At 48.1% G+C, this 25,809-nt stretch carries 23 protein-coding genes; 10 read left to right on the top strand and 13 right to left on the bottom strand.

The annotated features are described in order from the left end of the window. The first annotated feature begins 13 nt into the window (after positions 1-13). Both H9J30_RS13455 and H9J30_RS13450 read left to right on the top strand, forming a co-directional pair. Positions 14-931: a pseudouridine synthase gene (locus tag H9J30_RS13455; protein WP_240131467.1), complete on the top strand. Its 918-nt coding sequence runs from the start codon at positions 14-16 to the stop codon at positions 929-931. Between the two features lie 147 nt (positions 932-1,078). Next, positions 1,079-1,456: a hypothetical protein gene (locus H9J30_RS13450; protein ID WP_240131466.1), complete on the top strand. Its 378-nt coding sequence runs from the start codon at positions 1,079-1,081 to the stop codon at positions 1,454-1,456. A gap of 1 nt (position 1,457) precedes the next feature. Here the strand turns inward: H9J30_RS13450 and H9J30_RS13445 are convergent, their stop codons facing one another. Then, the gene (locus tag H9J30_RS13445; RefSeq protein ID WP_240131494.1) at positions 1,458-3,305 is read right to left on the bottom strand and encodes an alkaline phosphatase D family protein; all 1,848 of its coding nucleotides are present in this window, start codon (positions 3,303-3,305) and stop codon (positions 1,458-1,460) included. Positions 3,306-3,485: 180 nt separating this feature from the next. Between H9J30_RS13445 and H9J30_RS13440 the strand changes: the two genes are divergently transcribed. The 4 genes from H9J30_RS13440 to H9J30_RS13425 are packed head-to-tail and all read left to right on the top strand — an operon-like array spanning position 3,486 to position 6,748. Further along, the gene (locus H9J30_RS13440) at positions 3,486-4,406 is read left to right on the top strand and encodes a dTDP-4-dehydrorhamnose reductase family protein (protein WP_240131465.1); all 921 of its coding nucleotides are present in this window, start codon (positions 3,486-3,488) and stop codon (positions 4,404-4,406) included. A gap of 2 nt (positions 4,407-4,408) precedes the next feature. Next, positions 4,409-5,692, top strand: a complete 1,284-nt coding sequence (locus H9J30_RS13435; RefSeq protein WP_240131493.1) for a sensor histidine kinase — start codon at positions 4,409-4,411, stop codon at positions 5,690-5,692. Continuing rightward, positions 5,689-6,240: a response regulator transcription factor gene (locus H9J30_RS13430; RefSeq protein WP_240131464.1), complete on the top strand. Its 552-nt coding sequence runs from the start codon at positions 5,689-5,691 to the stop codon at positions 6,238-6,240. Before H9J30_RS13435 ends, H9J30_RS13430 begins: the two co-directional genes overlap by 4 nt. Before the next feature lie 31 nt (positions 6,241-6,271). Beyond that, positions 6,272-6,748, top strand: a complete 477-nt coding sequence (locus H9J30_RS13425; protein WP_240131463.1) for a hypothetical protein — start codon at positions 6,272-6,274, stop codon at positions 6,746-6,748. Positions 6,749-6,824: 76 nt separating this feature from the next. On the opposite strand, the gene H9J30_RS13420 is transcribed toward H9J30_RS13425, so the two are convergent. The 10 genes from H9J30_RS13420 to H9J30_RS13375 form a co-directional block, all read right to left on the bottom strand. After that, complete coding sequence (locus H9J30_RS13420; RefSeq protein ID WP_240131462.1) at positions 6,825-7,535, bottom strand: SDR family oxidoreductase; 711 nt, start codon at positions 7,533-7,535, stop codon at positions 6,825-6,827. Positions 7,536-7,560: 25 nt separating this feature from the next. Further along, positions 7,561-9,138 carry a cryptochrome/photolyase family protein gene (locus H9J30_RS13415; protein WP_240131461.1) on the bottom strand — a complete coding sequence of 526 codons (1,578 nt, stop codon included), beginning with the start codon at positions 9,136-9,138 and terminating at the stop codon, positions 7,561-7,563. 539 nt (positions 9,139-9,677) lie between these two features. Next, positions 9,678-10,928: a TIR domain-containing protein gene (locus H9J30_RS13410; RefSeq protein WP_052183994.1), complete on the bottom strand. Its 1,251-nt coding sequence runs from the start codon at positions 10,926-10,928 to the stop codon at positions 9,678-9,680. Positions 10,929-11,572: 644 nt separating this feature from the next. Next, positions 11,573-12,160 (bottom strand): DMP19 family protein, encoded by a 588-nt coding sequence (locus H9J30_RS13405; RefSeq protein ID WP_240131460.1) that lies wholly within the window; start codon positions 12,158-12,160, stop codon positions 11,573-11,575. A gap of 496 nt (positions 12,161-12,656) precedes the next feature. After that, positions 12,657-13,043 (bottom strand): gamma-butyrobetaine hydroxylase family protein, encoded by a 387-nt coding sequence (locus H9J30_RS13400; protein ID WP_011073858.1) that lies wholly within the window; start codon positions 13,041-13,043, stop codon positions 12,657-12,659. A 155-nt stretch (positions 13,044-13,198) separates the two neighbouring features. After that, entirely contained in the window at positions 13,199-14,527 is a 1,329-nt protein-coding gene (gene hslU, locus H9J30_RS13395) for an ATP-dependent protease ATPase subunit HslU (RefSeq protein WP_240131459.1), read from the bottom strand. A gap of 18 nt (positions 14,528-14,545) precedes the next feature. Continuing rightward, the gene (gene hslV, locus H9J30_RS13390) at positions 14,546-15,070 is read right to left on the bottom strand and encodes an ATP-dependent protease subunit HslV (RefSeq protein ID WP_011073856.1); all 525 of its coding nucleotides are present in this window, start codon (positions 15,068-15,070) and stop codon (positions 14,546-14,548) included. Positions 15,071-15,317: 247 nt separating this feature from the next. After that, positions 15,318-16,496 (bottom strand): flagellin lysine-N-methylase, encoded by a 1,179-nt coding sequence (fliB, locus tag H9J30_RS13385; RefSeq protein WP_240131458.1) that lies wholly within the window; start codon positions 16,494-16,496, stop codon positions 15,318-15,320. 523 nt (positions 16,497-17,019) lie between these two features. Then, positions 17,020-17,601 carry a type II secretion system protein gene (locus H9J30_RS13380; protein ID WP_240131457.1) on the bottom strand — a complete coding sequence of 194 codons (582 nt, stop codon included), beginning with the start codon at positions 17,599-17,601 and terminating at the stop codon, positions 17,020-17,022. Between the two features lie 442 nt (positions 17,602-18,043). Further along, the gene (locus tag H9J30_RS13375) at positions 18,044-18,652 is read right to left on the bottom strand and encodes a response regulator transcription factor (RefSeq protein WP_240131456.1); all 609 of its coding nucleotides are present in this window, start codon (positions 18,650-18,652) and stop codon (positions 18,044-18,046) included. Positions 18,653-18,852: 200 nt separating this feature from the next. Between H9J30_RS13375 and H9J30_RS13370 the strand changes: the two genes are divergently transcribed. Then, positions 18,853-20,664: a sensor histidine kinase gene (locus H9J30_RS13370; RefSeq protein WP_240131455.1), complete on the top strand. Its 1,812-nt coding sequence runs from the start codon at positions 18,853-18,855 to the stop codon at positions 20,662-20,664. 91 nt (positions 20,665-20,755) lie between these two features. Here H9J30_RS13370 and H9J30_RS13365 read toward each other — a convergent pair whose 3' ends face one another. Further along, positions 20,756-21,667 carry a LysR family transcriptional regulator gene (locus tag H9J30_RS13365; RefSeq protein ID WP_240131454.1) on the bottom strand — a complete coding sequence of 304 codons (912 nt, stop codon included), beginning with the start codon at positions 21,665-21,667 and terminating at the stop codon, positions 20,756-20,758. A gap of 110 nt (positions 21,668-21,777) precedes the next feature. On the opposite strand from H9J30_RS13365, the gene H9J30_RS13360 reads away from it, so the two are divergent. From H9J30_RS13360 to H9J30_RS13350, 3 genes are read left to right on the top strand one after another with little or no spacing between them, the layout of a single operon-like run. Next, a complete protein-coding gene (locus tag H9J30_RS13360) occupies positions 21,778-22,914 on the top strand; it encodes an alkene reductase (protein WP_240131453.1) in 1,137 nt (378 codons plus the stop codon). Next, positions 22,914-23,558, top strand: a complete 645-nt coding sequence (locus H9J30_RS13355; RefSeq protein ID WP_240131452.1) for an ester cyclase — start codon at positions 22,914-22,916, stop codon at positions 23,556-23,558. The genes H9J30_RS13360 and H9J30_RS13355 overlap by 1 nt, the downstream gene beginning before the upstream one ends. Next, positions 23,555-24,559: a polysaccharide deacetylase family protein gene (locus H9J30_RS13350; protein ID WP_240131451.1), complete on the top strand. Its 1,005-nt coding sequence runs from the start codon at positions 23,555-23,557 to the stop codon at positions 24,557-24,559. Before H9J30_RS13355 ends, H9J30_RS13350 begins: the two co-directional genes overlap by 4 nt. 61 nt (positions 24,560-24,620) lie before the next feature. On the opposite strand, the gene H9J30_RS13345 is transcribed toward H9J30_RS13350, so the two are convergent. Beyond that, positions 24,621-25,781: a putative sulfate/molybdate transporter gene (locus H9J30_RS13345; RefSeq protein ID WP_240131492.1), complete on the bottom strand. Its 1,161-nt coding sequence runs from the start codon at positions 25,779-25,781 to the stop codon at positions 24,621-24,623. Positions 25,782-25,809: the final 28 nt, after the last annotated feature.

Here is a 25,809-nt window from a genome sequence, read left to right as displayed (position 1 = left end):
GCTAGTTGTTTCTATGACTCAAACCGCCCGTGCCGCCCAACCTTCCTTTGTGGTTCTTCCTTTAGAAGTGGTTGATAAACCAACTGTATTTTCTTTTTTGATCGACCATTATGCCCATATTGGCGAAGCGGTTTGGCGCCAGCGGATCCTCGATGGCAAAGTGCATTGGCAAGACGGCAGTTTGATTGGGTTAGATACAGCCTATCGCCCGACGGCGAGAGCTTATTACTACCGTGAAGTCCCCGTCGAAGCACAGGTACCCTTCGAGTCGCCGATTTTGTTTCAAGATGACAATCTTATTTTGGCCTACAAACCGCATTTTTTGCCCGTTACCCCCAGCGGTGATTATGTCAATGAGTGTTTAGTGCATCGTTTGCGCTTAAGCACTGGGATAGACACTATCGCTCCAGCACACAGATTAGACCGTGAAACGGCGGGCGTGATCCTGATGACGACTCGCCCAGAGACGCGGCATATTTATCATCAATTATTTATTGATGATGCGATTCGCAAAGATTATCAAGCGATTGCTAAGCTCACTCCTAAACTTTTGGCACAACTTACCAATGGCGAGTTAACCCTGCCATTGCATTGGACGGTGAAAAATCGGATGCAACGTAGCGAGCCCACTTTTACCATGAAAATAGTCGAAGGTGAGGCTAATACCCACTCTGAGATTAGCTTAGTGGCGTTTAAAGGGGTATTTGGATTATTCGAGTTAAGCCCGATTACAGGCAAAACTCATCAATTGCGGGTTCATATGCAAAGCCTTGGTATGCCATTGTTAAATGACCGCTTTTATCCGACTTTATTACCTAAAGGGCCGGATGATTTTGCGAGGCCACTGCAACTGATGGCGCAGCGATTACGTTTTGTTGATCCAATCAGTGGTCGCACGCACGATATTCAATGTGATGGATTAACACTTTAGTCAGCGGAAAGCATTATTGCCACAATGAGAAAAGTGGGCTAGTGCAATATGATTGTGTGGTTTTCTCAGCGATGATAAGAATACAGACGGAATTACGCTCGCTAGCAGTAAGGAGTCTTGTATTGGTTGTTTGAGGGAAGTAATAGCATGACCAAATCTGCAATCGTTTCAATTTTGCTCTGTATCGCAGTGCTCTTAGGTGCCATGTATTTTGGTAGCTGGGCTAAGCATCCCTACGTGCAAGAGTTGACGACAGAGATCCGTAAAGCGAGCGCGGTGATCGAACCTAAAAAACCAAGTGCAGAGGTCGCGCCGCTGGTTGATACTAAAACCGAGTTTCCATCCTCACCAAAGGGGATCTGGGATCAGATGTTAGATTATTCCTCGCCACCTAAGGCCCCAGCATCGCCGTTATTTAATCAGAGTTTGCCCAAACAAGAAGATAGCGCAACAACACAAGAAGATAGCGCAACTACCCCTGACCATTCAGGGGCGGTTGAAGCGCGTGTTGAACCGTTGCAATAAACTACTCTTGCCTTGGTGGTTCGAACCGAGTTTCGCTCATATCCTCATGTAATACGGCAATTTTAGTGGGCTCGCCATTATCCGCTAATACCAAAATGCCAATGCCGCTGCGGTTGACTAAGCGCTTGCTCCGTTCGCCATTAGGCCGTCTGCCCCGTAATGACATCCGTTTGCGCTTAGTGAACAGGTTGAGCGGCGAGAAGTGGCCATAGAGCCAACCATTGAATTTGTCGAAAAGCGGCAGCAGTTTTTCGGGGAACTGGTTTTTAATCCCGCTACAGGTAATTTGGTAAATCTTTGGGCTACTACGGCGAAAGCGAATGCTGATGTCATAGGCAAAGGAATAGTGCACATCCCCCGAGAGGATCACAAATTGCTCTGGGGTCTTGCGGTGCATAAAGATGCTTAGCAAAGCATTGGCTGCGCCCGGATGTGCCATCCAGTTTTCCGCATCAACCAGCAGCGAAGCGCCCATAAAAGTGGCCATGCGTTGCACCGCCTCAATCACTTTGACACCAAACATCGGCGCGGGCGAGACGATAATGACCTTAGATTGACCAAGTAGCGCCTGCTGTAAATCCATCAAGGCTTCCCAATCCATCAAGCCCGAGGGTTTGGCGAGATTGGATTCACTGCGCCAACGGCGGGTGCGAGTATCGAGTACAACCAGCTTGGGTGAGGTATCTAAGCTGTAATGCCATTGCTCAAATGTCAGTAAAAGATCAATCAAGGCATCCTGAGTGTTAGGGTCGGGGCGATTGAAAAACGCATCTAACTTTGGGCGAACCTCGACATTAAATTTATCCGGTGCATTACCTAATCCTTGGAATAAGGTATAGGCAATCAAGGCATTACCAATGATTCGTTTAGAAAATGCATGACCGTAGGCGGCTTGTTCCCATTTAGCGGTGAGATTCCAATCATCGGTAATATCATGGTCATCAAACATCATATACACAGGGATATGCGCCATAAGGCGCCTAACCTGAGTGAGTCCCGCTTTAAAGGCCAGTAAGTTTTGCCATTCTTTTTGCCACCGCAGCTTGTTGGCGGCAGAGAGACCGTCGACATCCTTGGGTAAATCAACCCACTCCCATAGTTCGGGCGACCAAGTGAGTAGGTATAGGGCGATCATTTCACTCAGGCTAACTAAATGGTTTTCTGCGATGGAGGAGGTAAATATCGGATGGTTGACATACCAGCGCCAAAGCGCAGTTTTGGCGGGATATTCGGTGCGTGGCAACAAGGTTTTATGGCGTAAGTACAAGCTATCGGCTTGATAACGGATTGCCTCGCTTCCCGCAATAGTGGCGCCGTGAAAGGTTTCATGGTGCAGGCCGAGTTTTTCGATCACTTGGCCAATGGCGCATAACATGGGACCAGCTACATCATCTATATAGACTTGATCGCCACTGAGCATTAACAGCGCTGGGCGCTGCTGTGGATCCCCATCGATTAGTGTTGCTAGCTTAGTATCGGCGGCGACTAAGGCATCCTCGCTATGGTGGTGGGGGTTGCGGCATGAGCCATGCCATACCTGTTTGAGTTCGGTGCAAAAGTAAACATGGGGTGAGTCGGCACCGCTATAGTGCAATCCGTTGACACCACTGAAAATATCGCCAATCCCCTTAGCCGAAACGCGGTATGGAATAGCCGTTTCAGGCGTAAGTAATGCAGGTCGCGACACACTAATCAAATACTGAAAGGCGTGCTTGCCAAGTGGGATGCAATGGACTTCTTCCTCTGCTAGCCCATAACTTTGTTCCCTTAAGGTCAGTTGTAATTCGGTTAATGGCTCGCGGCTCACAAACCAGAGGGTAAAGTGCGAAGCATCGCAGTGGCGCAGCATCGGGCCTGCAAGGATAAGAGGAAGTGCTTGAGTCAAATTCAGCCTTTTGTTGTTAATCAGGTCGAGTGGGATAAACCCAAGTCTGCTTAAGTACAGGCAAATAAGAGTAAACAAGTGCTTTGAATATGAAAAGCTTTTAGAATTATCCGCCAAATGGATGGCTAAGGAGCTTGGGGCAATATGGCAAATATCATGGTGACGGGAGCAACCGGATTGCTCGGCAGGGCGGTTGTTAAACAGTTAACTGCCGTAGGGCATAAGGTGATTGCCACCGGCTTTAGCCGCGCCGAAGCGAATATCCATAAACTCGATTTAACCCAAGCGATTGCGGTAGAAACCTTTATTGCCCACGAACGCCCAGAGGTTATCGTGCACTGCGCCGCTGAGCGTCGCCCCGATGTGTCCGAGCGCTCGCCTGAGCATGCTTTGGCGCTGAATCTTAGTGCTAGCCAAACCCTCGCTAAGGCCGCTAAACAGCATGGCGCTTGGCTGCTGTATATCTCAACCGACTATGTGTTTGATGGCACTACGCCGCCCTATGCCGAAGATGCCGCGCCCAATCCAGTCAACTTTTATGGTGAGTCTAAATTACAGGGCGAAACCTGTGTGCTGAATGCCGACAGCCGTTTTGCGGTATTACGTTTACCTATCCTCTACGGCGAAGTGACTCAACTGAGCGAATCTGCGGTATTAGTGTTAATCAATCAATTGTTAGATAGCAGGCCGCAGCGGGTCGATGCTTGGGCCATTCGCTCGCCCACCTCGACGGCGGATATTGCTGGCGCCATCGCTAAGCTGATCCAGCGGCAGTTACATGCTGCCGATGTGTCAGGGATTTATCATTTTAGTGCCACGCAAACCATGACTAAGTACCAAATGCTACTGAGCTTAGGTGAGTTATTGGCGATTGACACCGCGCATTTAATCCCTGAACTCACACCGATGGATAGCGCTAAAAGGCCGCAGAACTGCACCTTAAGTTGTGGGCGTTTAGCGGCGCTGGGCATTTATTCTGAGTTGGAATTTAGCGCAGGGCTTAATCAGGCACTCGCCCAATCCAGTGCTGCACTGGCGGCTGTTGGCCTCAAGCTTAAGGAATAATGATGGTTAAGATTTTAGGAACGAATCTGCAAGCCGCCGACCAAGTCGCGCTGCTGCGCACCTTAGGTTTATTGCTGCAAATTGGTTTAACGTTGTTTGCCGCCGATACCTTTGGCCTGAGTTTGCAAATGGAGCCGCTCATGCACGTGTTTGTGCTGGAGGTGCTCTATCTTTCGCTCACATTAGCATTACGTAAACCCTTGTTTGCTAAAGAGCGTGGTCTGTTTATCGCCCTAAGTCTGGATACGTTGTTTTGGATTTCTTGGCTGTATTTTTCGGGCGGGGCGACCAATGCGTTTATTTCGCTGTTATTGTTACCCATCGCTTTAGCCGCGGTCACATTGCCCATTTGGGCCCCTTGGAGCCTGACCGCGATATCAACCCTTGCCTATAGCTTGATGATTTTTACCGTGCCAGAGTCGCAGATGCAGCACCATGGTATGGATATGAGTTCCCACTATTTAGGCATGTGGTTTAATTTTGTGATTTCCGCCTTAGTGCTGACCACCAGCGTGGCGCTGATCGCCAAACGCATGCGCCGTCAGGATGCGCAGCTTGCCTATATGCGTGAAGGTCAGTTAAGACAAGAACAGTTAGTGGCGCTCGGCACTGTGTCGGCGCAAATGGCCCATCAATTAGCGACACCACTCTCAACACTGCATTTATTACTCGATGAGTTAAGGGAAGAAACCCCAGAACCCTCAATAACCTTAGTTGAAATGGAAACTGCGCTGGGGCGCTGTGAACATACTTTGGCAGAGCTGCGCTTGGCGACTGAGTCGATTCGTGACCGTCGTCAGCGACCTCAAAATATCACTGAGCTGGTGGCTGGATTAAAACAGAAAACCCAGTTATTGATGCCACAAACTGCGCTAAATTGGTTGGTAACCTGTGAGCCTAAGCTGCTAGAAGAAAGGCAGATCTTAACCGATATGAGCTTAACCCCCGCGATTATGGCCTTGATTGAAAATGCCGCCCGCGCCAGTGTCGAAACCATAGGTACTTCGCAGGTGGATATAAGCGTCGATTGTTCGCCAAGCGAGGGGCTGGCTTATTTGCAGATCCGTGATTATGGCGCGGGTATCGCCCCTTCATTATTGCCACAATTAGGCACCTTATTAATCGAAAGTCCTAAAGGCTTAGGCGTGGCCTTGCTCCTCAGCCATGCCAGCTTGGAACGTTTGGGTGCAGAACTAATCCTTGCCAACCATCCACAAGGGGGCACAGTGGCGCAAATTCGTTTTACACTCTTGGCGCCTAAAGTGCCAACTGGAGAAACAGTATGAAACGGCTATTGATTATTGAAGATGATCAAGCGCTTGCAGGTATTTTAGCGCGGCGTTTAACCCGCCATGGTTTTGAATGTCGTTTAAGCCACGATGCCAGCAATGCCCTGTTGGTGGCGCGGGAGTGTTGCCCAACCCATATCCTGCTGGATATGAAATTGGCCGAGGCCAACGGCCTGAGTTTAATTGTACCGCTGCGTAATTTGTTACCTAAAGTGGTGATGGTGCTACTGACGGGCTACGCCAGCATTGCCACCGCAGTGGAAGCGATTCGTCTTGGCGCGGATAACTATCTAGCTAAACCCGTTGACACCCAAACCCTGTTGGCGGCCTTTGAGCTTGATGTTCATTCCAATAGCCTGCAAGAAGATGATGTTGACGACTCGCCACTTAATCCTAAACGGCTGGAGTGGGAGCATATTCAGCAGGTGCTCAATGCTAATCAGGGCAATGTGTCGGCCACAGCTCGGCAACTGGGGATGCACCGCCGCACCTTGCAGCGTAAGTTATTAAAGAAACCGGTGAGTGAAACTGGGCCGCTCAAGTAAACGAGCATTCGCTGAATGAAGGAGTCGTGGAATGCGTGAGTATGATGGTGTTGAGGTGCGTTATCGCAGGCCCGATGCTGATTTAGCTAAAAGCTTACAAGTGATTGAAAATCTGTTGGGCTTTGCACCCAAGCCGCAGCAGTTAGACTTTGATTTATCCTTTTGGGCGGGCGGTGCTGGGGTATACGATAAGTTGGCGATCTCCTGCAATGTCACGCCCGATCAGTGGCAAACACTCAAGCAAAAACTGGATTTATATTCTCCTGAAGATGCCGTAGCACGGGATTATTGGCGTGATGACTTTATTTGGTTAGTCGCCGACGATGAGGAGTGTAGTGATATTTTGGCGGCTTCGGCGCAATTTATTAACGACAACAAAGCTGCTTTCCAAGAAACTTGCCTTGAATCCCATGGCATTTATTTCAGCTATATGAGCGATGTGAACGGCTGGACCGCCGTATGGGAGCTAGGCGGCCGCATCAATTATGCCTACTTTTGTCAGGGTTAAGAGGTGCCAAGGTTAAGAGGTGTCAGTACAGAAAGCTGCCAAGGTTCATCCGTATCAGTGCTAAACGCTTGTGTCGCTACCAAGGTAATTCTGCACCATCGTAGGCCAAAAATTGCCCTGTTTGAGTTGGGGTGGCATTGGCAATAATACCCACGAAACACTGGGCAACGTACTCTGGTGTAAACAATTTATCTTTGGGCACACTCTGCTGAAAAGGTTTGGATAATGGCGTATCCGTGGTGCCGGGATGCAGTGCTAGCACCACGCAGTGTTTGATGCTTCTTTGCCATTCAATCGATAGCGTTTTAAGAAACATATTCAGCGCCGCTTTTGAGGCGCGATAACTGTACCAGCCACCCAAGCGGTTATCGCTAATGCTGCCGACTTTGGCCGAAATCACCGCAAATCTTGCTGAGTGACTTTGTTTTAAGGCATGGCTGAAGTGTTTTGCCAGCATCATGCTGGGGAGGGTATTTAGCTTGATATTGTGCAGGAAAAAATCCGCATCGAGGGTCTGTAAGCTTTTTTCTGGCCCCTTATCCTCGGTGTGCAGTATGCCAATACAGTTAATCAGCCAATCTAATTGGGGGATGTTTTGACTCAGTTGCTTAATTTCCTCCTCATGGGTGATATCAAGCTGATGCCAGATAACGCCATCGTCTCGCCCAGTATCTGGCCGATGCTGTTTATAGGTCGCATGAATAGTGGCCTTGGGATAGGTTTCGCCAAGCTTATTGACCATCGCTTGACCTATACCACCGCTGCCGCCCAGTACTAGAATATGCATGGTTTTTCTCCTCAATACTCAGTCGTTATAGCCGTTCCAGTTGCGCGAGATGCTGTTCGGCAGTGGCCAAAATAGCCTGTTTAACCGACTCCTCAGTGTTATCCCAAGTGCGGTACAGCATGGCGATGCGTGGATTATGGGTGAGCTGCGCGCGGTGTTTATCCATAAAGCGCCAATACAGGTTGTTTAACGGGCAGGCTGATTCACCGCTACGTTCTTTTATCTTGTAATGACAACTGCCGCAGTAATCACTCATTTTATTGATATAACTGCCGCTTGCGGCATAGGGTTTAGTGCCGACGATGCCGCCATCGGCGAATAGCGCCATGCCGCGAGTGTTGGGCATTTCGACCCATTCAATCGCATCCACATACACGCCTAAGTACCATTTATCCACCTCATCGGGGGCGATTTCGGTCAATAAACAAAAGTTGCCAATCACCATCAAACGTTGAATATGATGGGCATAGGCAAAATCCAGTGACTGAGATAAGGCGTGGTGCAGGCAGTTCATTTGAGTCTTGCCATGCCAAAAGTAGTCGGGCAGCTTGCGCTTGGCCTCGAGGGCATTAATGTTGGCGTAGTTGGGCATATTGGCCCAATAGATGCCGCGCACATATTCACGCCAGCCGATGATTTGCCGAACAAAGCCTTCGACCTGAGCTATCTCAATAAAAGGATTGGCATGATAGTGCTCAATCACCGCATTGATCACTTCTAATGGGCTGATAAGTTTGGCGTTTAAGCTAAAGGACAGCCGACTGTGATACAGGCTCCACTGCGCTGGATGTTGCTGGGTCATCGCATCTTGAAACCGGCCAAAGGCGTGTAGGCAGTATTCACAAAAATACTGAAGTAATTCGAGGCTTTGTGCGCGGTTTATCGGCCAGAGTAAATGTGTATCCGCCTTGCCCATAGTATTAATCCCATGGCGTTGAAGACGCTCGAGAATGTCTTGCACATTGTGGCCAAACATCAAGGGTGTTGGGAGCGATTTGATATCTTGGGATTTAAGCTTTTGCCTGTTGTTGGCATCAAAGTTCCATTGTCCGCCTACGGGCTTGCCATCTGTCATTAAGATATTGAATCTTTTGCGCATTCGCCGATAAAAATGCTCCATCAGTCTATGCTGTCCTTGGGGGAATTCCCTATCAATCTCGTCAAAGGGCAATAAAAAGTGCTCGGTATCGACGCAATTCACCACGGTATTGGCCAACTTCAACTGACTTAATTGCGCGAGGAGTCGATATTCGTCAGGCCGTTGATATTCAAACTTAATCGCCCTCGTTTCGGCGACAAAATACTCTAGTAATGTGTTGAGGTCGGCAAAGTCTTGGGTATCGTCGAGGGTGAGGTAACGCACTTGATGCCCCGCAGCGCCAAGCTCGCTGGCAAACTGCGCCATAGCGCTGAAAAACGCGCAAATTTTTTGCACATGGTGAGTCACATAGGTGTTTTCTTGATGCAATTCTGCAATTAAATACAGCACCTTGGGATCGACTTGCTGATACCAAGTATGCTGGGCGTTAAGCTGATCGCCCAAAATCAGCCTAACCGTATGGAAGTGCTGTAATTGCTGCTGTGATTGCTGCCGTAATTGCATTAGGTGGACTCTGATGAATGACTGTCGCGGTTACACATTTCGCGATGGGATATTGCTGAACATTACGGATTGCAGCACTGTGAGGATCACAAGGCGGGGGATTTGTCGGGATTTCCAATGAGGTTTATTTGTAAACTTCGTTTATTGTGTTTAAAAGGCTTTTAAAAGCAAAGGCAAAGTCGTGGGGCTTCACCCCACACCCGACCAAGGAGGACTGCTCGTCCTATCCTCCTTGGATGCTCCAAGACGCCCCTAACGAAGTTACATGCATTGATTAGTGGCCTCATACTCCAATAAAAATTGCCTAACGGCTCAGATGGGACATCCTTGTCCCCCCGAGCCTGCGCCATCATCCGTGATGTCGCCACGGCATTTTTATCTACGTATTTCGACAACTTCGCAGGGGAAGGTGAACTTCTGTAGCAACTGTGCGAGCTATTAATCCCCAAAGATCGGCGCCTGTCCTGTCTTTTTTGGCAGGCTCCATTAGCACTAATTACGCTGTGATTGGTTGTTATTTGGATCGTTTATTAGGCTATTTAATCAAAAATACCTGAAGGTACAACTTCTATATCATGTTCAAACAAAACTCTTTTATCATTGAAACTTTCTCTCCAAGATTCGATAGTTTTAGGTAAGCATTTTTGCCACTCTTTTTGAGTCGTAAAGTATCTAACAGCCTCAGCTTCACTATCAATATAAGCTGCCCACATCTCACCTCGAGTTCCGCTCATTACTATACCTTCATAATATGTATACATTCCCCTTACTCCGCCTGCGACAACCTTGCATTGAAAAGTATCCAAGTTGTCCCTCTCACCTACACCTTCCATTCTTTTTCTGAACTCAAAAAAGTATTGTCCAGTGAGCTCATAAAGACGCTTAAGCTCCATCTCATTCAGATAGCCAAATTCAAAAACTGATTCCGTTGACCAAGTAAACTCGCCAGCAAACAGGACTCCCATTCCGCGGTGCGAATTACAGCTAGATGTTTCTTCTATATTAATTAATCTCTTTCCTCCCTGGAATTCACGCCTGAAATGAATCTCTCCAAACTTTTTATCAGGACCATTTTCTATCCTGGCATAGGCACTGTCCTTGGAGGCACAGATTGCTTCTGCTGTGATAGTTCCAGTATGAGAACCATTAAAAACCATTAAGTCAAAGAGAAAACCATTCGAAGTAATATCTCGAATAAATAACTCACCCCCATAAGATTTTCCTGGGTTAGATTTTTTCCATATTCCCCACCAAATAGGAGCATTTTTTCCTGTAGGGAGAATGTCAGTTGATGAAATTTCCAATGCTGATTTAATGGCTGATTCTAGACGACCTTGAAGTAATCCCCTTACTGCTGGCCTATCACTTAGATCCTGATTGAATTCATAAGTGACAACTCTTCTTCCTCTCAAATCAAACGGTAACGCTTCTGGCTCTCCATAGAACGTGTTTTGAACCAAAATTACCCGCTCCCAACCAAGTTGGGAAACGGCATAGCCTAGTTCAATCAACACATTTGGGTTAGGAGTTTTCTTGCCTTTTCCTTCACCGTTAATTATTGACACATCTGCAACAAAGACATCTGCAACTGCAATTTTAGAAAAGATACTTTCACTAATAGAAGGGCTGCCTGAAATACCTGCTGTATCTCTATCAAGAGCTGGCTCTACTGACTCGCTATCGCTCTTCTTTATCGCATTTAATGCCCTTTTTAAAGAATCCTCGATAAGATTTCTATTACCTTTTGAAGGAAGATCTGATTGCCAAGAGTAAAAAATTGTTCTCTTCATATACTACCTAATATGTAGATGGCGCCTAAGGTTTGTAGAGTGTATATACACATCATTTCATCGTTGAGTACTTGGCAAAAAATTGCAACACACTGATTTGAAATATTTTTACACGATAACAAAAAGTATTCTGGGTAGATAGTGTGCGCGCATAATTTCTGTTCGTTTTGTCCATTGATTGAAAGATGTGATATTTACAATTTTTTTGAGATAGCTGCCGACACAAAAATCAAAATTTATCGAGACACCCATTGTTAAGTTTTGCAATACCGATGACTCTCTTGAGGTTAACGGCCAACACCGAAGTTACAGAATACACTTTCCCCTCGGAGTTGCCGCAGGGCGAATAGACAAATTGCGTGAGTCTTGCCATGGATGGCAAGCTAGCTTTCGCAGGTGCAGGGACGCATCCTTCGGAAGCGATAGCAAATTTGTCAATGAGCACAAGGGGCTTTCAACTCCGTCGGGGACGCCGAGGGATATCCAAAAGGGGAACAGGCGCTTTTCCCCTTTTGGTCGGGTGTGGGGTGAAGCCCCACGACTTTGAGTAGTGTCGTTCAATGAGCCAATCAAGATTAAGTTGAATGCCTTTAGCTCTTGGTGTACATCGCTTAATGATTGAATTAATAGAAGTAAACCCGCAATCATTCGATTGCGTTAACCAATCCCGTTTGTATCGCATAGCTTTCTAGCTTGATATCAAGATTATCCAAGTCTTTATAAAACTCATCATCGAGTTGGTCGAGTCGGGCTTCGGCTACTGGATTATCGGTTGCGGCCAGACGCAGATCTCTATCTGTGGGGACGGGATGGTCGCCAAATACCGCTTGTTTAGCCTGTTGTAATAGGGCTAATGAGTGCAAAGCGCCTATTTGCTCAAGGCCGCGCTCGGCAACAGCATAATGCTCACCCGATGAGTTATCGAAGTACTGGATAAAGCCGCCGTTGTAGACTTCGCCAGAGAGACAATTGACGGCGTAATAGTGCTGCGCTGCTTCACTTAACGTGTGAAAGCCCTGTTTATCGTCGTGCACCCGCACCACTATTTCTCGCCACAGGGCTCTAAAAGGGCAGGTTTTATCTAATTCCCGCTCCTTTTGGTAATAGGCTTTTGCCTGCTCAATATTTTCACGATTGCCATTTTTGCAGGGCATACACAAGCCTGCGTTGCGCTCGGCGGTGCTGGGCATGATTAAGGTTTTGCAGGCTGTGCAGGGGACTTTTTCCGACATTATCTTTCCTTAGATATTCAGGTCAGCAAGAGAAGTAACAGAAAGAATAAATCGAGACACCCATTGTTAAATTTTGCAATACCGATGACTCTCTTGAGGTTAACGGCCAACACCGAAGTTACAGAATACACTTTCCCCTCGGAGTTGCCGCAGTGCGAATAGACAAATTGCGTGAGTCTTGCCATGGTCGTTCCCGTGCATCCTTGCACTTCACAACATTCAGGCATCCTGCCTATCAGATGGCAAGCTAGCTTTCGCAGGTGCAGGGACGCATCCTTCGGAAGCGATAGCAAATTTGGCGATGAGCACAAGGGGCTTTCAACTCCGTTAGGGGCGTCTTGGAGCATCCAAGGGCGAAGACCAAAGGCCGTTTTGAGCGCTAGATAGGGATATCGAGCTGGCTATTTAACATGGACGTTTTTGATAGGACGAGCAGTCCTCCTTGGTCGACTCTTTATTCAAGATCAGGGGGTGAAGCCCCACGACTTTAATTCGATTAGTTGTACTTTATATTCATCGCAATCAAGGGTTCGCGTGAGGCCTTTTCGGCTCGTAGGCGTGCTAAGTACTTTTCCCATAATTCCACTTGGTGAGTGGCGAGATCGTAAAGCACTTGCCATGAGAACAGCCCCGTATCGTGGCCATCGTCGAAGACGATTTTAACTGCGTAGTTACCTACGGGTTCGATGCGGGTGATATTCACATTTTTCTTGTGGGTGACCAGCTTAGGGTTACCGTGACCATGAACTTCGGCGGAGGGGGAATAGACGCGTAACATCTCACAGGTGAGTTGATACTGCTCGCCGTTATCGAAGCTGATTTCTAAAATGCGCGATTTACGCTTGAGCTTAAGATCGGTGACATTGGGTGTGCTAGTGGTCATAGTGGGTGCCAAGAAAATACGGGGAATGGACAAGCTGTAACATAACAATTTGTGGCTAAGGTTACAAAGTGTCAGCCTTAGCCACAATCACAATTTTGCACGAATGTTCGAGATCTTGGATACCGAACATTGCCGGCTTTCGCTAATAGATCTTGTTACAGGATAAAGCGGCTTAAGTCTTCGTCTTGAACCAGATTATCTAAGTGAGCACTCACATAATCGGCATCAATCACAAATGAGCTGCCTGACTTGTCAGAAGCCTCATAGGAGATATCTTCCATCAGCTTTTCCATCACGGTATGTAGACGACGGGCACCAATGTTTTCGGTGCGCTCGTTCACCTGCCATGCCGCCTTGGCAATGCTCTCAATGCCTGACTCGGTAAACTCAATGGTCACGCCTTCGGTGGCCATCAGCGCTATATATTGCTCAGTCAGTGAAGCATGTGGCTCGGTTAAAATACGTTTAAAATCATCGGCTGTAAGCGCATCTAATTCAACGCGGATCGGCAAACGGCCTTGTAGCTCAGGAATTAAATCTGAAGGTTTTGACATCTGGAATGCGCCCGAGGCGATAAACAGAATATGGTCGGTTTTCACCATGCCGTGTTTGGTGGTTACCGTGCAGCCTTCGACTAAAGGTAATAGGTCGCGCTGTACCCCTTCGCGGGAAACGTCAGGGCCTGAGGTTTCGCCACGCTTACAGATTTTGTCGATTTCGTCGAGGAACACGATACCGTTCTGCTCAACCAATTCAATGGCTTGCTCTTTTAAATCTTCTTGATTTACCAGCTTGGCCGCTTCTTCTTCGATCAACAGCTTAAAGGCTTCTTTGATCTTCATTTTGCGGCGTTTGGCCGGTGCTTGGCCCATATTTTTAAACAGGCTTTGCAGTTGGTTGGTCATTTCTTCCATGCCCGGTGGCGACATGATTTCAATACCAATTTGCGGCTGCGCCACGTCGATATCGATTTCTTTGTCGTCTAATTGGCCTTCACGCAGCTTTTTACGGAAGATTTGACGGGTATTGGAGCTGGTATCTGTGTCGGTGTTGTCCCAGTCATTTTTAGGCTTGGGCAGCAGCGCATCGAGAATGCGCTCTTCAGCGTGTTCTTCGGCGCGTTGGCGGCATTTGCCCATTTGTTGTTCGCGGGTCAGCTTGATGGCGATGTCGGTTAAATCACGGATGATTTGCTCGACTTCTTTACCCACGTAACCCACTTCGGTGAACTTAGTGGCTTCAACCTTGATAAATGGTGCGTTGGCGAGCTTTGCCAAACGGCGGGCGATTTCGGTTTTACCCACGCCAGTTGGGCCAATCATCAGAATGTTTTTTGGGGTAACTTCTTGACGGAAATCGGCATCCAATTGCATACGACGCCAGCGGTTACGTAGGGCGACGGCGACGGAACGTTTGGCCTTTTTCTGGCCGATAATATGGGCATCCAGCTCGTGGACAATCTCACGGGGGGTCATTTCAGACATAATATTCCTCACGCCCTGTTAGTAATTAAGTTCTTCAATCGTTTTGAATTGATTGGTGAATACGCAGATATCGCCAGCAATCGTCAGTGATTTTTCAGCAATTTCCAGCGCCGATAATTCAGTATTTTGCAGCAGTGCCAGCGCCGCAGCTTGGGCATAGTTACCGCCCGAGCCAATCGCGACTAAATCATGTTCTGGCTGCACTACATCGCCATTACCTGTGATGATAAGTGAGGCTTCGGCATCGGCGACCACTAGCATGGCCTCGAGTTTGCGCAGCATACGGTCGGTACGCCAATCTTTGGCCAGTTCAACGGCCGAGCGTAATAGGTGACCTTGGTGCATTTCGAGTTTGGACTCAAAACGCTCAAATAGGGTAAAGGCGTCGGCGGTGCCGCCTGCAAAACCTGCCAATACTTTGTTGTGATACAAGCGACGCACTTTTTTGGCGTTACCTTTCATCACGGTATTGCCAAGGGAGACTTGGCCATCGCCGGCGATGACAACTTGGTTATTACGGCGTACTGATACAATCGTGGTCACTTTTGAATCCTCTTCTCTTGCCCGCAATCAAAATCCTGCGGTGGATGATGGACTAAATATGGGGATGGATAGTCAGAATTCAAGTTATGGCAGAAAAAGCCAATGGGGTTTGCGTGTTTGCGCGCCTTTTGCAACAAAATAACGGCATACGGGGAAGTGGCGGCCACCTTCAGTCTTGCCACTACTCAAGCGGCGGCGGATACGCAAAGACTGCCGTTGGGCTATTTCGGCAGTCTCGCCTAGGCGATCACGAGGTTTTTAATAGGCTGATGGCTGCGGGAATACTATCGATACCACATTCCTGTAGGGTCTGATTGATGCCCTCGGCAAATTTCGCTTTATGCTGGCGCACAACGCTATAAAGCTGAAAACAAAGCACTATGTCACTTTCTGTCAGTCCATTATTTTTAAATGCCATGGCAGATAAGTAACAGCGGATCATAAAGCAATCTATCACCAGCAGGCGAAATGCCATCCAAGGCTGCTGCGAATGACTCATGGGGAAATGCTCATGGTAAAGCGAATATAAAATATAACGGTCAAATAAATCCTGATAATTGCTCAACGCGGGTAAGGCTTTTTCTTCCCACGCTTTATTTAAATGGTCAATTTGATATTGATTACCCTCATTACATAACAAACCAATTGCGTCATTAAGCGAGGTAAAGCGAGGTTTTAAACTCCTTGAGTGGAGTTTGCATAATTGATCGTGTATCGAAACAAAAGCATGGGTTTGGGGTTGTGGTGTGTAGGGTATTTTTTGATATTGTGCAGCGATTTCCTTGGTTTGAGCCAGCAAGATTAATTGTTCAAAACGCTGATCTATCTGTGCAATAGGCAGGGCATTTTGCCTCACTTGGTCACTGACTTTTACCAATAATCCTATGGCCATGAGTGCCTGTTGCCAATCCACGCCCATATTTATTAATAGATCCAAACTGTAATCGTAGGTTTTTTCTAACCATGCAGGATTGGCCGCAGTTGGACGCTTTGCGCCACCGCTCTTTGCCTCAAATTGAAATGCATTGGCGTCAAATAGCACCAGACGAGCAGCTTCAGGGCATGATAGAGATAAACTTTCATATTTGGTGGTTGCGATAACATTGTTAATACGGGGGTAGGTTTTACAGGTGTGACTTAAAGCTGTTTCCCCCGCCGCGGCATGGATGGCACACAACTGCTGTTCGTTTACAAATGGGCAGGTGCCATTGGCGTTAAGTTTGATTTGCGCCCACTGGTTAGCATCGGTTTTGGTTTCAATAAATGCCTCTTTGGCAAGCGAGGCTAGTTTGGGATGGTTAAGGGTATTTTTATAGCTCTTTTTGTCAAAAATGATGGTCCAGTCATGGCAGCAACTGTCTTCACATGCGGCACCTATACAATTGAATTGTGAAGCGTAGCCTGGTGTAACAATGAGATTATTCATTGGCCTTTATTCATCTGAGTGTTCCATAAACAAAAAGGTAACAAATCTATAGGATTAATACCAATCACATTAAATATCTAATCAGTTCAGAGCCCCACAGGCATTTCAATCCAAGGTGGATTGACGCAGAAATGGTTATTCCCTTTTAAGTCAATGCAACACCGGAGTGGGATGCCTTTGAGGCTCCCAAAGGGCGGCTGATGTTCACTGTATGGCAACACGCTTTATACTGCGTTTAAGGCTTAGGCAGTGCACCACTATGCCTTCAAGCCTTCGCCTTGTCTAAAGCGCGTTGAATTCCCGCTGAATGAACAGATATTTAATACGATTGGTATAAGGCCAATCTTTGGTGAGTGTGACTGCCGCATCTGATAGGTGACCTTGGGTACCCGCTAGCAATCAAATGGTGCGCTATAAAACGAAGCCGCTCTCGGCATCCGTAGCCAGAATTCACATTATTGCGCAAAAAGCCACGGGGAGTTGAGGGTTGAGCTCCCAGTGGCTAATGCGGATGCGTTTTGGGTTAAGGCGCTGATAAAGTAGAGCGACCGACAACGGTGCGGCCATCGAGGGGATAGTATTTTAGCTCCCAATTCTCGCTGCCAAGGCGGCGATCATCCGACACATAGTTAAAGTAACAATAAGTGTCAGGGTCGGTTATTGCGCCACCGCTAAACCAATAGACGATATCGACATTGGGTGTGGTTTGCCAATCAAAATGGTTAGCTAGCACAGTGTCTTGATTATCTAATAAGGATTGCCACAATTCACCGCAGTAAGCACCTTGTAATTGCGTGCCTTGGTTGCTGCTTTGGGCTGTATCTTTTCCGAGGGGAAAGCCAGTCGTGGTGGAGTCGACTGTACCATCGCCATAGCAGGCGAGATCTTGGGTATAACCCGAGTGTCCGCCAGCAAGCCAACAACTGTGATACAGCTTTACGCCAGAGGTAAAAGCAGCAAAGGCGGCCTTGGCTCTGGCATCGTGGGCGTCTTGGCTGAGATTCATAAAGCGCGGCGCTGCTACTACGGCCAAAATCCCTAAGATGATAATTACCACCACCAGTTCGATTAAGGTAAATCCTTTAGATGTCTGTAAACGGCTCATATTACTGACCTGTTGCTAAGATAGTCGTATTCTAACTTAACTTTGAAGAATGATCATTGAGCTATTGATAGCGTTTAAAATTACAACTTTATTTTTACATTTGTCACCTGCTGAATGAGTTCATGTCTTAGAACATTGGGTGATAAATGCGCGGGGATGAATGGCTTAAATAAAAAATCCCCGAGAACACTGGCCGAACTCGGGGGAAGGTTCAAAGCAGTGGATCTTTAATGCCTACGGGACATAAAGGAGAGAACCTGCGCTGAGTGTGGCAGTGAATGGCGTTAGACACAAAGCTTATGATGCAAACTGCGACAGCTTGTCGCAGGTGCTCAGTTGATTGCAGTTGGTTAATCGATTGCAGGCAACAGATAAGCTGAGTGTCTATGCCTTGAATCGGTTAACTGGCTTTCAATCGTTTCATCTTTTGAGGTTTATAGGATTACTCAGGTAAGAGTGTATTTAGGTGGGCTAAGTGCTGGACTAATTCAGCCATATTGTTCACTTCGAGCTTTTTCATGATCTTAGCGCGGTGCACTTCAATGGTTCTTAAGGATAAATACATGGCTTCGGAGATCTGCTTGTTGGTCATCCCCTGAACCACATGGGCCAATACTTGCTGTTCGCGCTCGGTCAGTTGGGCAAATTTATGCTGCAGGCTCTGTTGCTCAAAGCTGGCTTGGCTTTCTTTATGCGCTTTTTCAATCGCTTGTACAAGGGCTTTGCCTGATACCGGTTTTTGAAAAAAGTCGCATGCGCCCTTACGAAAGGCGCTTAATGCCATGGGCAAATCACCGTGCCCCGTGAGAAAAATCACACCCAATGGACTTTGGGTTTCCAGCAGTTTTTGCTGCACTTCTTGGCCGGTGATCTCCGGCATTCGGCTATCCAAGATCACACATCCAGCCTGTCTTAACGGGCATTGCGCTAAGAAATCCCGTCCGCTGCTGAAGGTTTGTACTTGGTAACCAAATTGCCTGAGCATAAACCCAAGGGAGTCGAGGATCGCTTCATCATCATCGACTAAATACAATGGCAGCTTTGTAGACATGGTTTCCCTTCAGTGGTTAGTTGCTCTATTAGCTTAAGTATGCTGGGTTACAGGCTCAATTTTAAGCCTAGGTCTTGGGAGGTGTATCACTAAATTAGCCAAATCCCATAGGGCGAATGCCAGAGTTTGGCGCCATTCACAGCATCATTTTTGCCTAACGCATACAGTATGCCTAAAACAAAGGCATATAAGACAGGGCGATGGCAATGGGAACTTGGTGTAGGGCGCTGGTGGTGAGTTGCATCTTGAGTCTAATAGGGCTCAATTTGTCCTATGCCGATGAAGGACTTCCCGTCAACGAATTTAAAGTAGGGGTGCTGGCAAATCACGGGGTGTTGCAGGCAAAACAGCGCTGGCAACCTATGATGGATTACTTGAGTGAAAATGTTCCTAACAGCAACTTTGAAGTCGTGCCTGTGGATTTTAATGGCATGCGCAGCCAGTTACTCAGCAATGAGTTGCAATTTATTGTGACTAACCCCGGGCAATATCTGCATTTGAGTAATAATTTCCCCCTCTCTTGGCTTGCGACCATGAAAAGCCGTAAACATCAAGGCAGTACTTTTACCATTGGTGCCACCATTATTGTGCGCGCCGATAGTCCTATCCGCAGCTTGCAGGATTTACGCGGTAAGAATGTGGTTGCTAGCGATCCGCAGGCGCTCGGCGGCTATCAGGCTGCGATGGGATTACTGCATAAAATGGGCTATTTGCCAGAGCAATTCTTTGGCCAAGTGCGTTTTTTAGGATTCCCCCTCGCGCCGCTGATCTATCAAGTGCGAGATGGCAGTGCCGATGCTGCTATTGCGCCTTTTTGTACCCTAGAGGAAATGATTGAAACAGGGCTTATCAATAAGGCGGACTATCGGGTAATCCACCCAACTAACCCGCCTGGATATGATTGTGAGGTCAGTACGCAGCTCTACCCCAATTGGTCATTTGCGGCGGCAGATACGGTTTCACCACGGCTCACCATGCAAATCACCCGTGCCTTGTTTGATCTTCCCGCAGACCATGTGGCAGCGATTACCGCCGATACCTTAGGCTGGACTGCGCCGGTGAGTCAGCTAAAGGTGATTGAATTATTTAAGGAATTACAGCTGCAAGGTGCATCACCGCCGTTATATCAAACCGTGTATAAATGGATGGAGAAAAACAAAGAGTGGGGCGGGGTATTACTGCTGATCTTTATTGTGTCGACCATCTATCACTTATGGCTCGAATATAAATTTCGCCAAAAGAGTGAGTTTTTAGTCAGCACTGAGCGGCAATTAAAAGACAAAGCATTGCAGTTAGAGCGTTTACAAAGTGCGGCGATCCTTGGGGAAATTGGCGCAGGACTGGCCCATGAATTAAATCAACCGATTGCGGCGATAACCCAATACAGTGAGGGCGCCATGATACAGCTGGAAAGACTGGGGCAGGATAATCCTGAACTCTATGATATTTTGGGCAAAATCAATGCGCAGTCGATTCGAGCTGGCGCGGTTGTACACCGTATCCGTGGTTTGCTTAAGCGCCGTCAGGCTAAGGCTGAGCCGTTGAATGTGACGCTAGTCGTCAAAGAAGCTTTAGCCTTATTGCGCCGCGAGCTAGATCGCGCAGGGGTACAAGTCACTGTAGAAGTTGAAGGTCATCCCTATGAATTGATGGGCGATAGCGTTGGTCTAAGCCAAATGTGGGTCAACCTAATGAAAAACAGCCTCGATGCGCTTGAGGCCTGCAAGGATAATCATGCGCGTAAGTTACAGCTTGAGATCCATTATCTAGCGAAGGAAATCAAAGTATTGGTGATTGATAACGGCGAAGGTTTACAGGGGCAAGCTAGCGAATTAATGGCCTCGTTTGCCTCCACCAAAGATGCTGGACTGGGGTTAGGCTTAGCGATTTGTAAAGATGTGGTTAGCCGTCACCATGGCAGTATTGAGATTGAAAACTGTAAGCAATCGACGCAAGCCCCATTGCCTTGGCAGCAAGGCTGTGTGGTGACTGTGATATTGCCTCGGGGCTAGGATGGATAGCCGAAACACATTTAAACTCGCATCTTGAGTCGCTCGACTGAAATGCCGGTTCAAGCCGCTTTTTATCTGGCCCTGTTATCCCTTAAGGCGCTGGATATTCTTGGCTAAATTGCTGCAGTTTTTGCGCTAAAAACTCAATGGTGCGGCGAATTTTATGGCTCGGATAGTCGGTTTGCAGATAAACCAATTGCAGTGGCACTGCTGGGGCGATTTTATCGGCTAATACTAGCCTGAGTCTGCCTTCGGTAACATCCTGCGCTACATCGAGCCAGCTTTTATAGGCGATGCCACGGCCATCTAGCGCCCAGTCGCGGATCACGGCGCCATCATTGCAGAAGCGTTTTCCTCTCACTTCAATTTCTACGGCTTCACCATTATGGCTGAATTTCCACTTCTGCCATGGTTCGCCGCCACGGTTGAGGATCAACACTGAGTGCTGACTCAGCTCGTTCAGTGTTAGCGGCTCACCATATTGCGCAAGATACGCGGGAGAGGCAACGAGCACCCTTGGTGTCATCGACAGTTGGCGCCGCTTTAGATTGGAATCTTCAAGCTGGCCATAGCGCAGGGCTAAATGGATATTTTGATCAATTAAATCCGTCATATGGTCGCCAAAGTACAGCTGAACCGACAGTTCTGGCGCGCTATCCATTAATTCGTCTAACCAATAGCGGATCCGACAGCGGCCAATATCCGAGGGCAGGGCGATGCGTACTTCGCCTTTAAGCTCGCCCCTATGCTCGGCCAAATTGGCGGAAGCGGTTTCGAGTAACGCAAGGGCTGGCTTGGCGGCATCGAGAAATATTCTGCCTTCTTCTGTGAGCTGCAACCGCCTCGTGGAGCGCGCAAATAGCTGGCATCCTAACTTTTTTTCAAGCCGTTGCAAGGCTGCGCTCGCGGCGGCGGGCGTCATGCCGACTTCTTTACTGGCGGCGGAGAGGCTTTCTAGCGCAGCGATACGCAGGGCAAGTTGCAGATCGTTTATATGGTACATATCAAATTATTTTTGAAAATGATTTAAATAATAGGCTAATTATCAATATAGATTAACTAATGCACAATTGCACTCAGATATTCAATCATCATTTATGGTTCGGAGTGCATATGAGTTTATTTACAGCCTATGAGTCAGCGGCACTGACATTACAAAATCGTATCGTGATGGCGCCGATGACTCGAGCGCGTACCACGCAACCGGGTAATATTCCGAATGATTTAATGGCGCAATATTACGCCCAACGTGCGTCGGCAGGGCTTATCATCACCGAAGCGACCCAAATTTCCGACGACAGCCAAGGCTATTCTTTCACTCCCGGCGTTTATACCGAGGCGCAAATTGATGGCTGGAAAAAGGTCACTGCGGCGGTGCATGAAGCGGGTGGCAAAATCTTTAATCAAATCTGGCATGTGGGCCGGGTTTCTCATTCGATTTTTCAGCAAGGTAATGCGCCTATTGCACCTTCAGCGATTGCTCCTGTTGGTACTAAGGTATGGATCGTTGATGAGCAGCATCCCGAAGGACAGATGGTGGATTGCCCTGAGCCGAGGGAAATGACCCAAGCCGATATTGATCGCGTGGTGGCCGACTTTGCCAACGCAGGAGCAAATGCCGTTGCCGCAGGTTTTGATGGCATCGAAATCCATGGTGGTAATGGTTATCTCATCGACCAATTCCTGCGGACTAATTCTAACCATAGAACCGACGCCTATGGCGGCTCGCCCGAGAAGCGTATTCGGTTTTTATTGGAAGTCGTTGAAGCGGTAAGTGCCCAGATTGGCGCCGATAAAGTGGGCGTTCGCCTTGCACCCTATGTGACTTTTAAGGATATGGCTTGTCCTGAAATTGTGGAGACGATTCTGTTAGCCGCCAAACACTTATCGGCTTTTGGAGTAGCGTATTTGCACTTATCTGAGGCTGATTGGGATGATGCGCCACAGGTGCCTGAGTCCTTCAGAGTTGAGTTACGCAAAGTGTTTAAAGGCAGCATTATTGTGGCGGGTCGTTACGATGTTGAGCGCGCTACTGAGGTGATTGAAAAAGGCTATGCCGACTTAGTGGCCTTTGGTCGTGCTTTTATCGCCAACCCTGATCTGCCCTATCGATTAGCGAATCAATTGCCCTTATCGCCCTTTGATAAGGGGCCATTATTTGGCGGCAGCGCTGCGGGCTACACCGATTACCCAAGCTACCAAGCGGCACTGCGCGCCGTCATCCGCTCCAGCGATGATGAGGTGGCATAATGCAACATCGTACTTATTGCGCCGTTGCGCCTTGGATAAAAGTCGGTTTATGGAGCTCAGGATTACTCGGCTTAGCCATTATAGGCTTCGCGCTTGCGAGTCTAAGTATGACGGCGTTTGCTGCTCAAGGTGGTTCAACCCAAGCCAGTGTTGATGTGAAAACAGCCTTAAGCCCTAAGGTAACTGCAATGGAGCTGATCAGCGATGGTTCGCCCCAAGCTGAATCTATTGCCCACGCCGCTTTGCTATACGCTAGTTTTTGGGATACCGGTGACCCTAGATTTGCCCACTGGGCATTAGCGACCAGTTTTATCGATCGCACTCTGCCCGAAGGCCGAGCTCAAGGGATTAGCGGACCGCTCGACGCTTCTAAACACTTTAGGGCGGCGGTGCCTGATCTCTCGGTAACCGTTGAGCATTTACTGGTGGTCGGTGACCGTGCGGTTGTGCGCCTCCGCTTTAATGGCCACTTTATGGGAGTCTTTGGGGAACAGCGTGGACAAGGGCAAAAAATTGATTTTCGGGCGGTAGATATGTACCGCGTACGTGATGGTTTTATCACTGACAACTGGCATCTTGAGGATTATCAAACGCTATTTAGCCAGCTTGCCGCTAAAGCTGTGACCACAGGAGCCAAGTCATGAATCAACGTCGACAATTTTTAAAGACCAGTTTACAGGCGAGTGGTGCTTTGATTGCAGGGGTAGGGCTAAGCCAGTCAGCATTTTCAATGGGCGTTTCGGGCTTAGTGGCACTCGATGATAAGACACAAACTTCGGTAGGAGGCAGTATGAATAAGCGTTTTTGGCCGAATGGCGAGCAATTGGTGATCTCGATATCCATGCAGTTTGAAGCTGGCGCGCAGGATAAAAACGCTGAAGGCCCATTTCCACCAATGGAGAAAGGCTACCCAGATACCATTACTCCCAGTTGGTATGACTACGGGATGAATGAGGGAATACCGCGTTTGCTGCGTATATGGCGTAAGCACCATATTCAGGTGACATCCCATATGGTGGGCCGTGCTGCCGAATTACATCCACAACTTGCCAAACAAGTCGCAGATGAAGGCCATGAGATTGCTGGCCATGGACAGACATGGACGCCGCAATACAGCATGTCGCCAGCGCAGGAGCGTGATTCTTATATTGAGAGTATCAACACCTTAGAGAAGATCACCGGCCAGCGCCCCATTGGGTTTAATGCGTTTTGGATGCGCCACAGCACCCAAACTTTAAATATCCTGCAGGACTTAGGCTTTATCTATCATATTGATGACTTATCGCGGGATGAACCTTCGATCACGCCGGTGCAAGGTAAGCCATTTGCCGTGGTGCCTTATACCTTGCGTAACAATGATATAGGTCGCTTTGGTGGTAACACTGCGATGACAGCCGCCGACTTTTTACAGGAGCTTAAAGATGAATTCGATATGCTCTATCAAGAAGGTGCCTCTCAGCGGCGGATGATGTCTATCAGTGTGCACGACAGAATTGGTGGTACGCCAGGTCTTGCCAATGCCTTAGATAAGTTTATTCAATACGCGAAAGAACACTCAAAAGTGGGTTTTATGCGTAAGGATGCAATTGCTAAATGGGCGCTGGCGCAAAAGGATACGCCAACCAATCCAGCGAGAACATTTTAAGGGATAAAAACACAGCGCATGGATGCGCTGTGTTTTTTTACTCTCTTGGATATCGTTGCGCTTAACGCATGGCGAGCATGGCCCAAGTGCGGCGCCCCTGCTCAAGAAGAATCCCTACGGCTAATCCTGCTGCGGCGTTAATCGCAAGGCAGGTCACGGCGGTAGATAAGATCACAAAGATACAGAAGGGCTTGCCGTCGATCAGGCGTTTTGACCACGCTAATTGTAAACCGCCGATGGACAGCAAACTGCCGAGTATTGCTACAGGAATAAGCCCGAGCAACCATGCCATTTGGCTATCCCAAAACAGGGCGATGACAAGACAAGTGCCGCCAAAAATCAGTGGCGCAAGATGAGTTCGTGCGCCAAAGTGATACTGTACCGCCAACCCTCCCGCACCGTGACACATGGCCGCTGCACCAAAAGGCGCGAGTAACAAATTGGCCAGCCCAGAGCTAATGGCCAAGTTTTTAGGCGTGAGTTTAGCGGCGTCTTCGGGGAATTTTTCCTGCGCCATGGCTGAAGTTGCTATTACCGCATTGGTTAAGGTGAGGGCGAGTTGTGGCAACACTAGTAAAATCGCCGCCGAGCTCCACTCATTAAGACTCGGCCAAGCCAAATGCAAAGATGCACTCAAGGCGGGAATGCTCAGGCTGGTGGCCATGTCGGTTTGGCTGTTGGCTTGCCACAACATGCCAGCTGCGATAACCAGTGGCATGGCAAGGTAGCGTAACGGTAAGAATTTACTCGCAAATAGCAAGGCAAACGCGCTGAGTCCGAGCAACCAAAAGTCGCTCATCATCTTGGCGCCCATCCACATCAATTGCAGACCAATCGCTAATTGAATCCCCACACTGACGGCTTGGGATAATTGCTTGGCAAGCCAAGTGATGGCACCACTAAACGCTAACATTAACAGTATGATACCCATCAGCATGGCGCTGGCTTGGAGCATCCCTGGCGTTAAGCCTTGGGCGATCACAAGGGCGGCGATGACCTTCATGGGCTGAACGGGAATAGGGCGGCGATAAAATAAGGCGCTAAAGATGGCGAATGCGCCAAAGCCTAAAAATATCCCTTGGGGCGAAAATTGGTTTAGGGCAATTAAGCCCAAGACTAACGGTAAAAAAGTGCCTAAGTCAGCAAAGGCGCCACTGGTTTCACCGAGTACACGGTTTAATGGTTGAGTCGTAAAATGGGTTGGGGTTTTGCCCGCGGTCATAGAGATTGCCACAATTGAACATATACTC

It is taken from the genome of Shewanella cutis (assembly GCF_022410515.1).
GTDB classification, from domain to species: Bacteria; Pseudomonadota; Gammaproteobacteria; order Enterobacterales; family Shewanellaceae; genus Shewanella; species Shewanella cutis.
Note: the sequence above shows the minus strand (reverse complement) of the source record. Positions and strands in the feature narration are given on the sequence as shown.

Excerpts from the sequence above, each read along its gene's own strand:
- H9J30_RS13455 (WP_240131467.1), top strand. The coding sequence starts at position 14 with ATGACTCAAACCGCCCGTGCCGCCCAACCTTCCTTTGTGGTTCTTCCT.
- H9J30_RS13450 (WP_240131466.1), top strand. The coding sequence starts at position 1,079 with ATGACCAAATCTGCAATCGTTTCAATTTTGCTCTGTATCGCAGTGCTC.
- H9J30_RS13445 (WP_240131494.1), bottom strand. The coding sequence starts at position 3,305 with ATGCTGCGCCACTGCGATGCTTCGCACTTTACCCTCTGGTTTGTGAGC.
- H9J30_RS13440 (WP_240131465.1), top strand. The coding sequence starts at position 3,486 with ATGGCAAATATCATGGTGACGGGAGCAACCGGATTGCTCGGCAGGGCG.
- H9J30_RS13435 (WP_240131493.1), top strand. The coding sequence starts at position 4,409 with ATGGTTAAGATTTTAGGAACGAATCTGCAAGCCGCCGACCAAGTCGCG.
- H9J30_RS13430 (WP_240131464.1), top strand. The coding sequence starts at position 5,689 with ATGAAACGGCTATTGATTATTGAAGATGATCAAGCGCTTGCAGGTATT.
- H9J30_RS13425 (WP_240131463.1), top strand. The coding sequence starts at position 6,272 with ATGCGTGAGTATGATGGTGTTGAGGTGCGTTATCGCAGGCCCGATGCT.
- H9J30_RS13420 (WP_240131462.1), bottom strand. The coding sequence starts at position 7,535 with ATGCATATTCTAGTACTGGGCGGCAGCGGTGGTATAGGTCAAGCGATG.
- H9J30_RS13415 (WP_240131461.1), bottom strand. The coding sequence starts at position 9,138 with ATGCAATTACGGCAGCAATCACAGCAGCAATTACAGCACTTCCATACG.
- H9J30_RS13410 (WP_052183994.1), bottom strand. The coding sequence starts at position 10,928 with ATGAAGAGAACAATTTTTTACTCTTGGCAATCAGATCTTCCTTCAAAA.
- H9J30_RS13405 (WP_240131460.1), bottom strand. The coding sequence starts at position 12,160 with ATGTCGGAAAAAGTCCCCTGCACAGCCTGCAAAACCTTAATCATGCCC.
- H9J30_RS13400 (WP_011073858.1), bottom strand. The coding sequence starts at position 13,043 with ATGACCACTAGCACACCCAATGTCACCGATCTTAAGCTCAAGCGTAAA.
- hslU (WP_240131459.1), bottom strand. The coding sequence starts at position 14,527 with ATGTCTGAAATGACCCCCCGTGAGATTGTCCACGAGCTGGATGCCCAT.
- fliB (WP_240131458.1), bottom strand. The coding sequence starts at position 16,496 with ATGAATAATCTCATTGTTACACCAGGCTACGCTTCACAATTCAATTGT.
- H9J30_RS13380 (WP_240131457.1), bottom strand. The coding sequence starts at position 17,601 with ATGAGCCGTTTACAGACATCTAAAGGATTTACCTTAATCGAACTGGTG.
- H9J30_RS13375 (WP_240131456.1), bottom strand. The coding sequence starts at position 18,652 with ATGTCTACAAAGCTGCCATTGTATTTAGTCGATGATGATGAAGCGATC.
- H9J30_RS13370 (WP_240131455.1), top strand. The coding sequence starts at position 18,853 with ATGGCAATGGGAACTTGGTGTAGGGCGCTGGTGGTGAGTTGCATCTTG.
- H9J30_RS13365 (WP_240131454.1), bottom strand. The coding sequence starts at position 21,667 with ATGTACCATATAAACGATCTGCAACTTGCCCTGCGTATCGCTGCGCTA.
- H9J30_RS13360 (WP_240131453.1), top strand. The coding sequence starts at position 21,778 with ATGAGTTTATTTACAGCCTATGAGTCAGCGGCACTGACATTACAAAAT.
- H9J30_RS13355 (WP_240131452.1), top strand. The coding sequence starts at position 22,914 with ATGCAACATCGTACTTATTGCGCCGTTGCGCCTTGGATAAAAGTCGGT.
- H9J30_RS13350 (WP_240131451.1), top strand. The coding sequence starts at position 23,555 with ATGAATCAACGTCGACAATTTTTAAAGACCAGTTTACAGGCGAGTGGT.
- H9J30_RS13345 (WP_240131492.1), bottom strand. The coding sequence starts at position 25,781 with ATGACCGCGGGCAAAACCCCAACCCATTTTACGACTCAACCATTAAAC.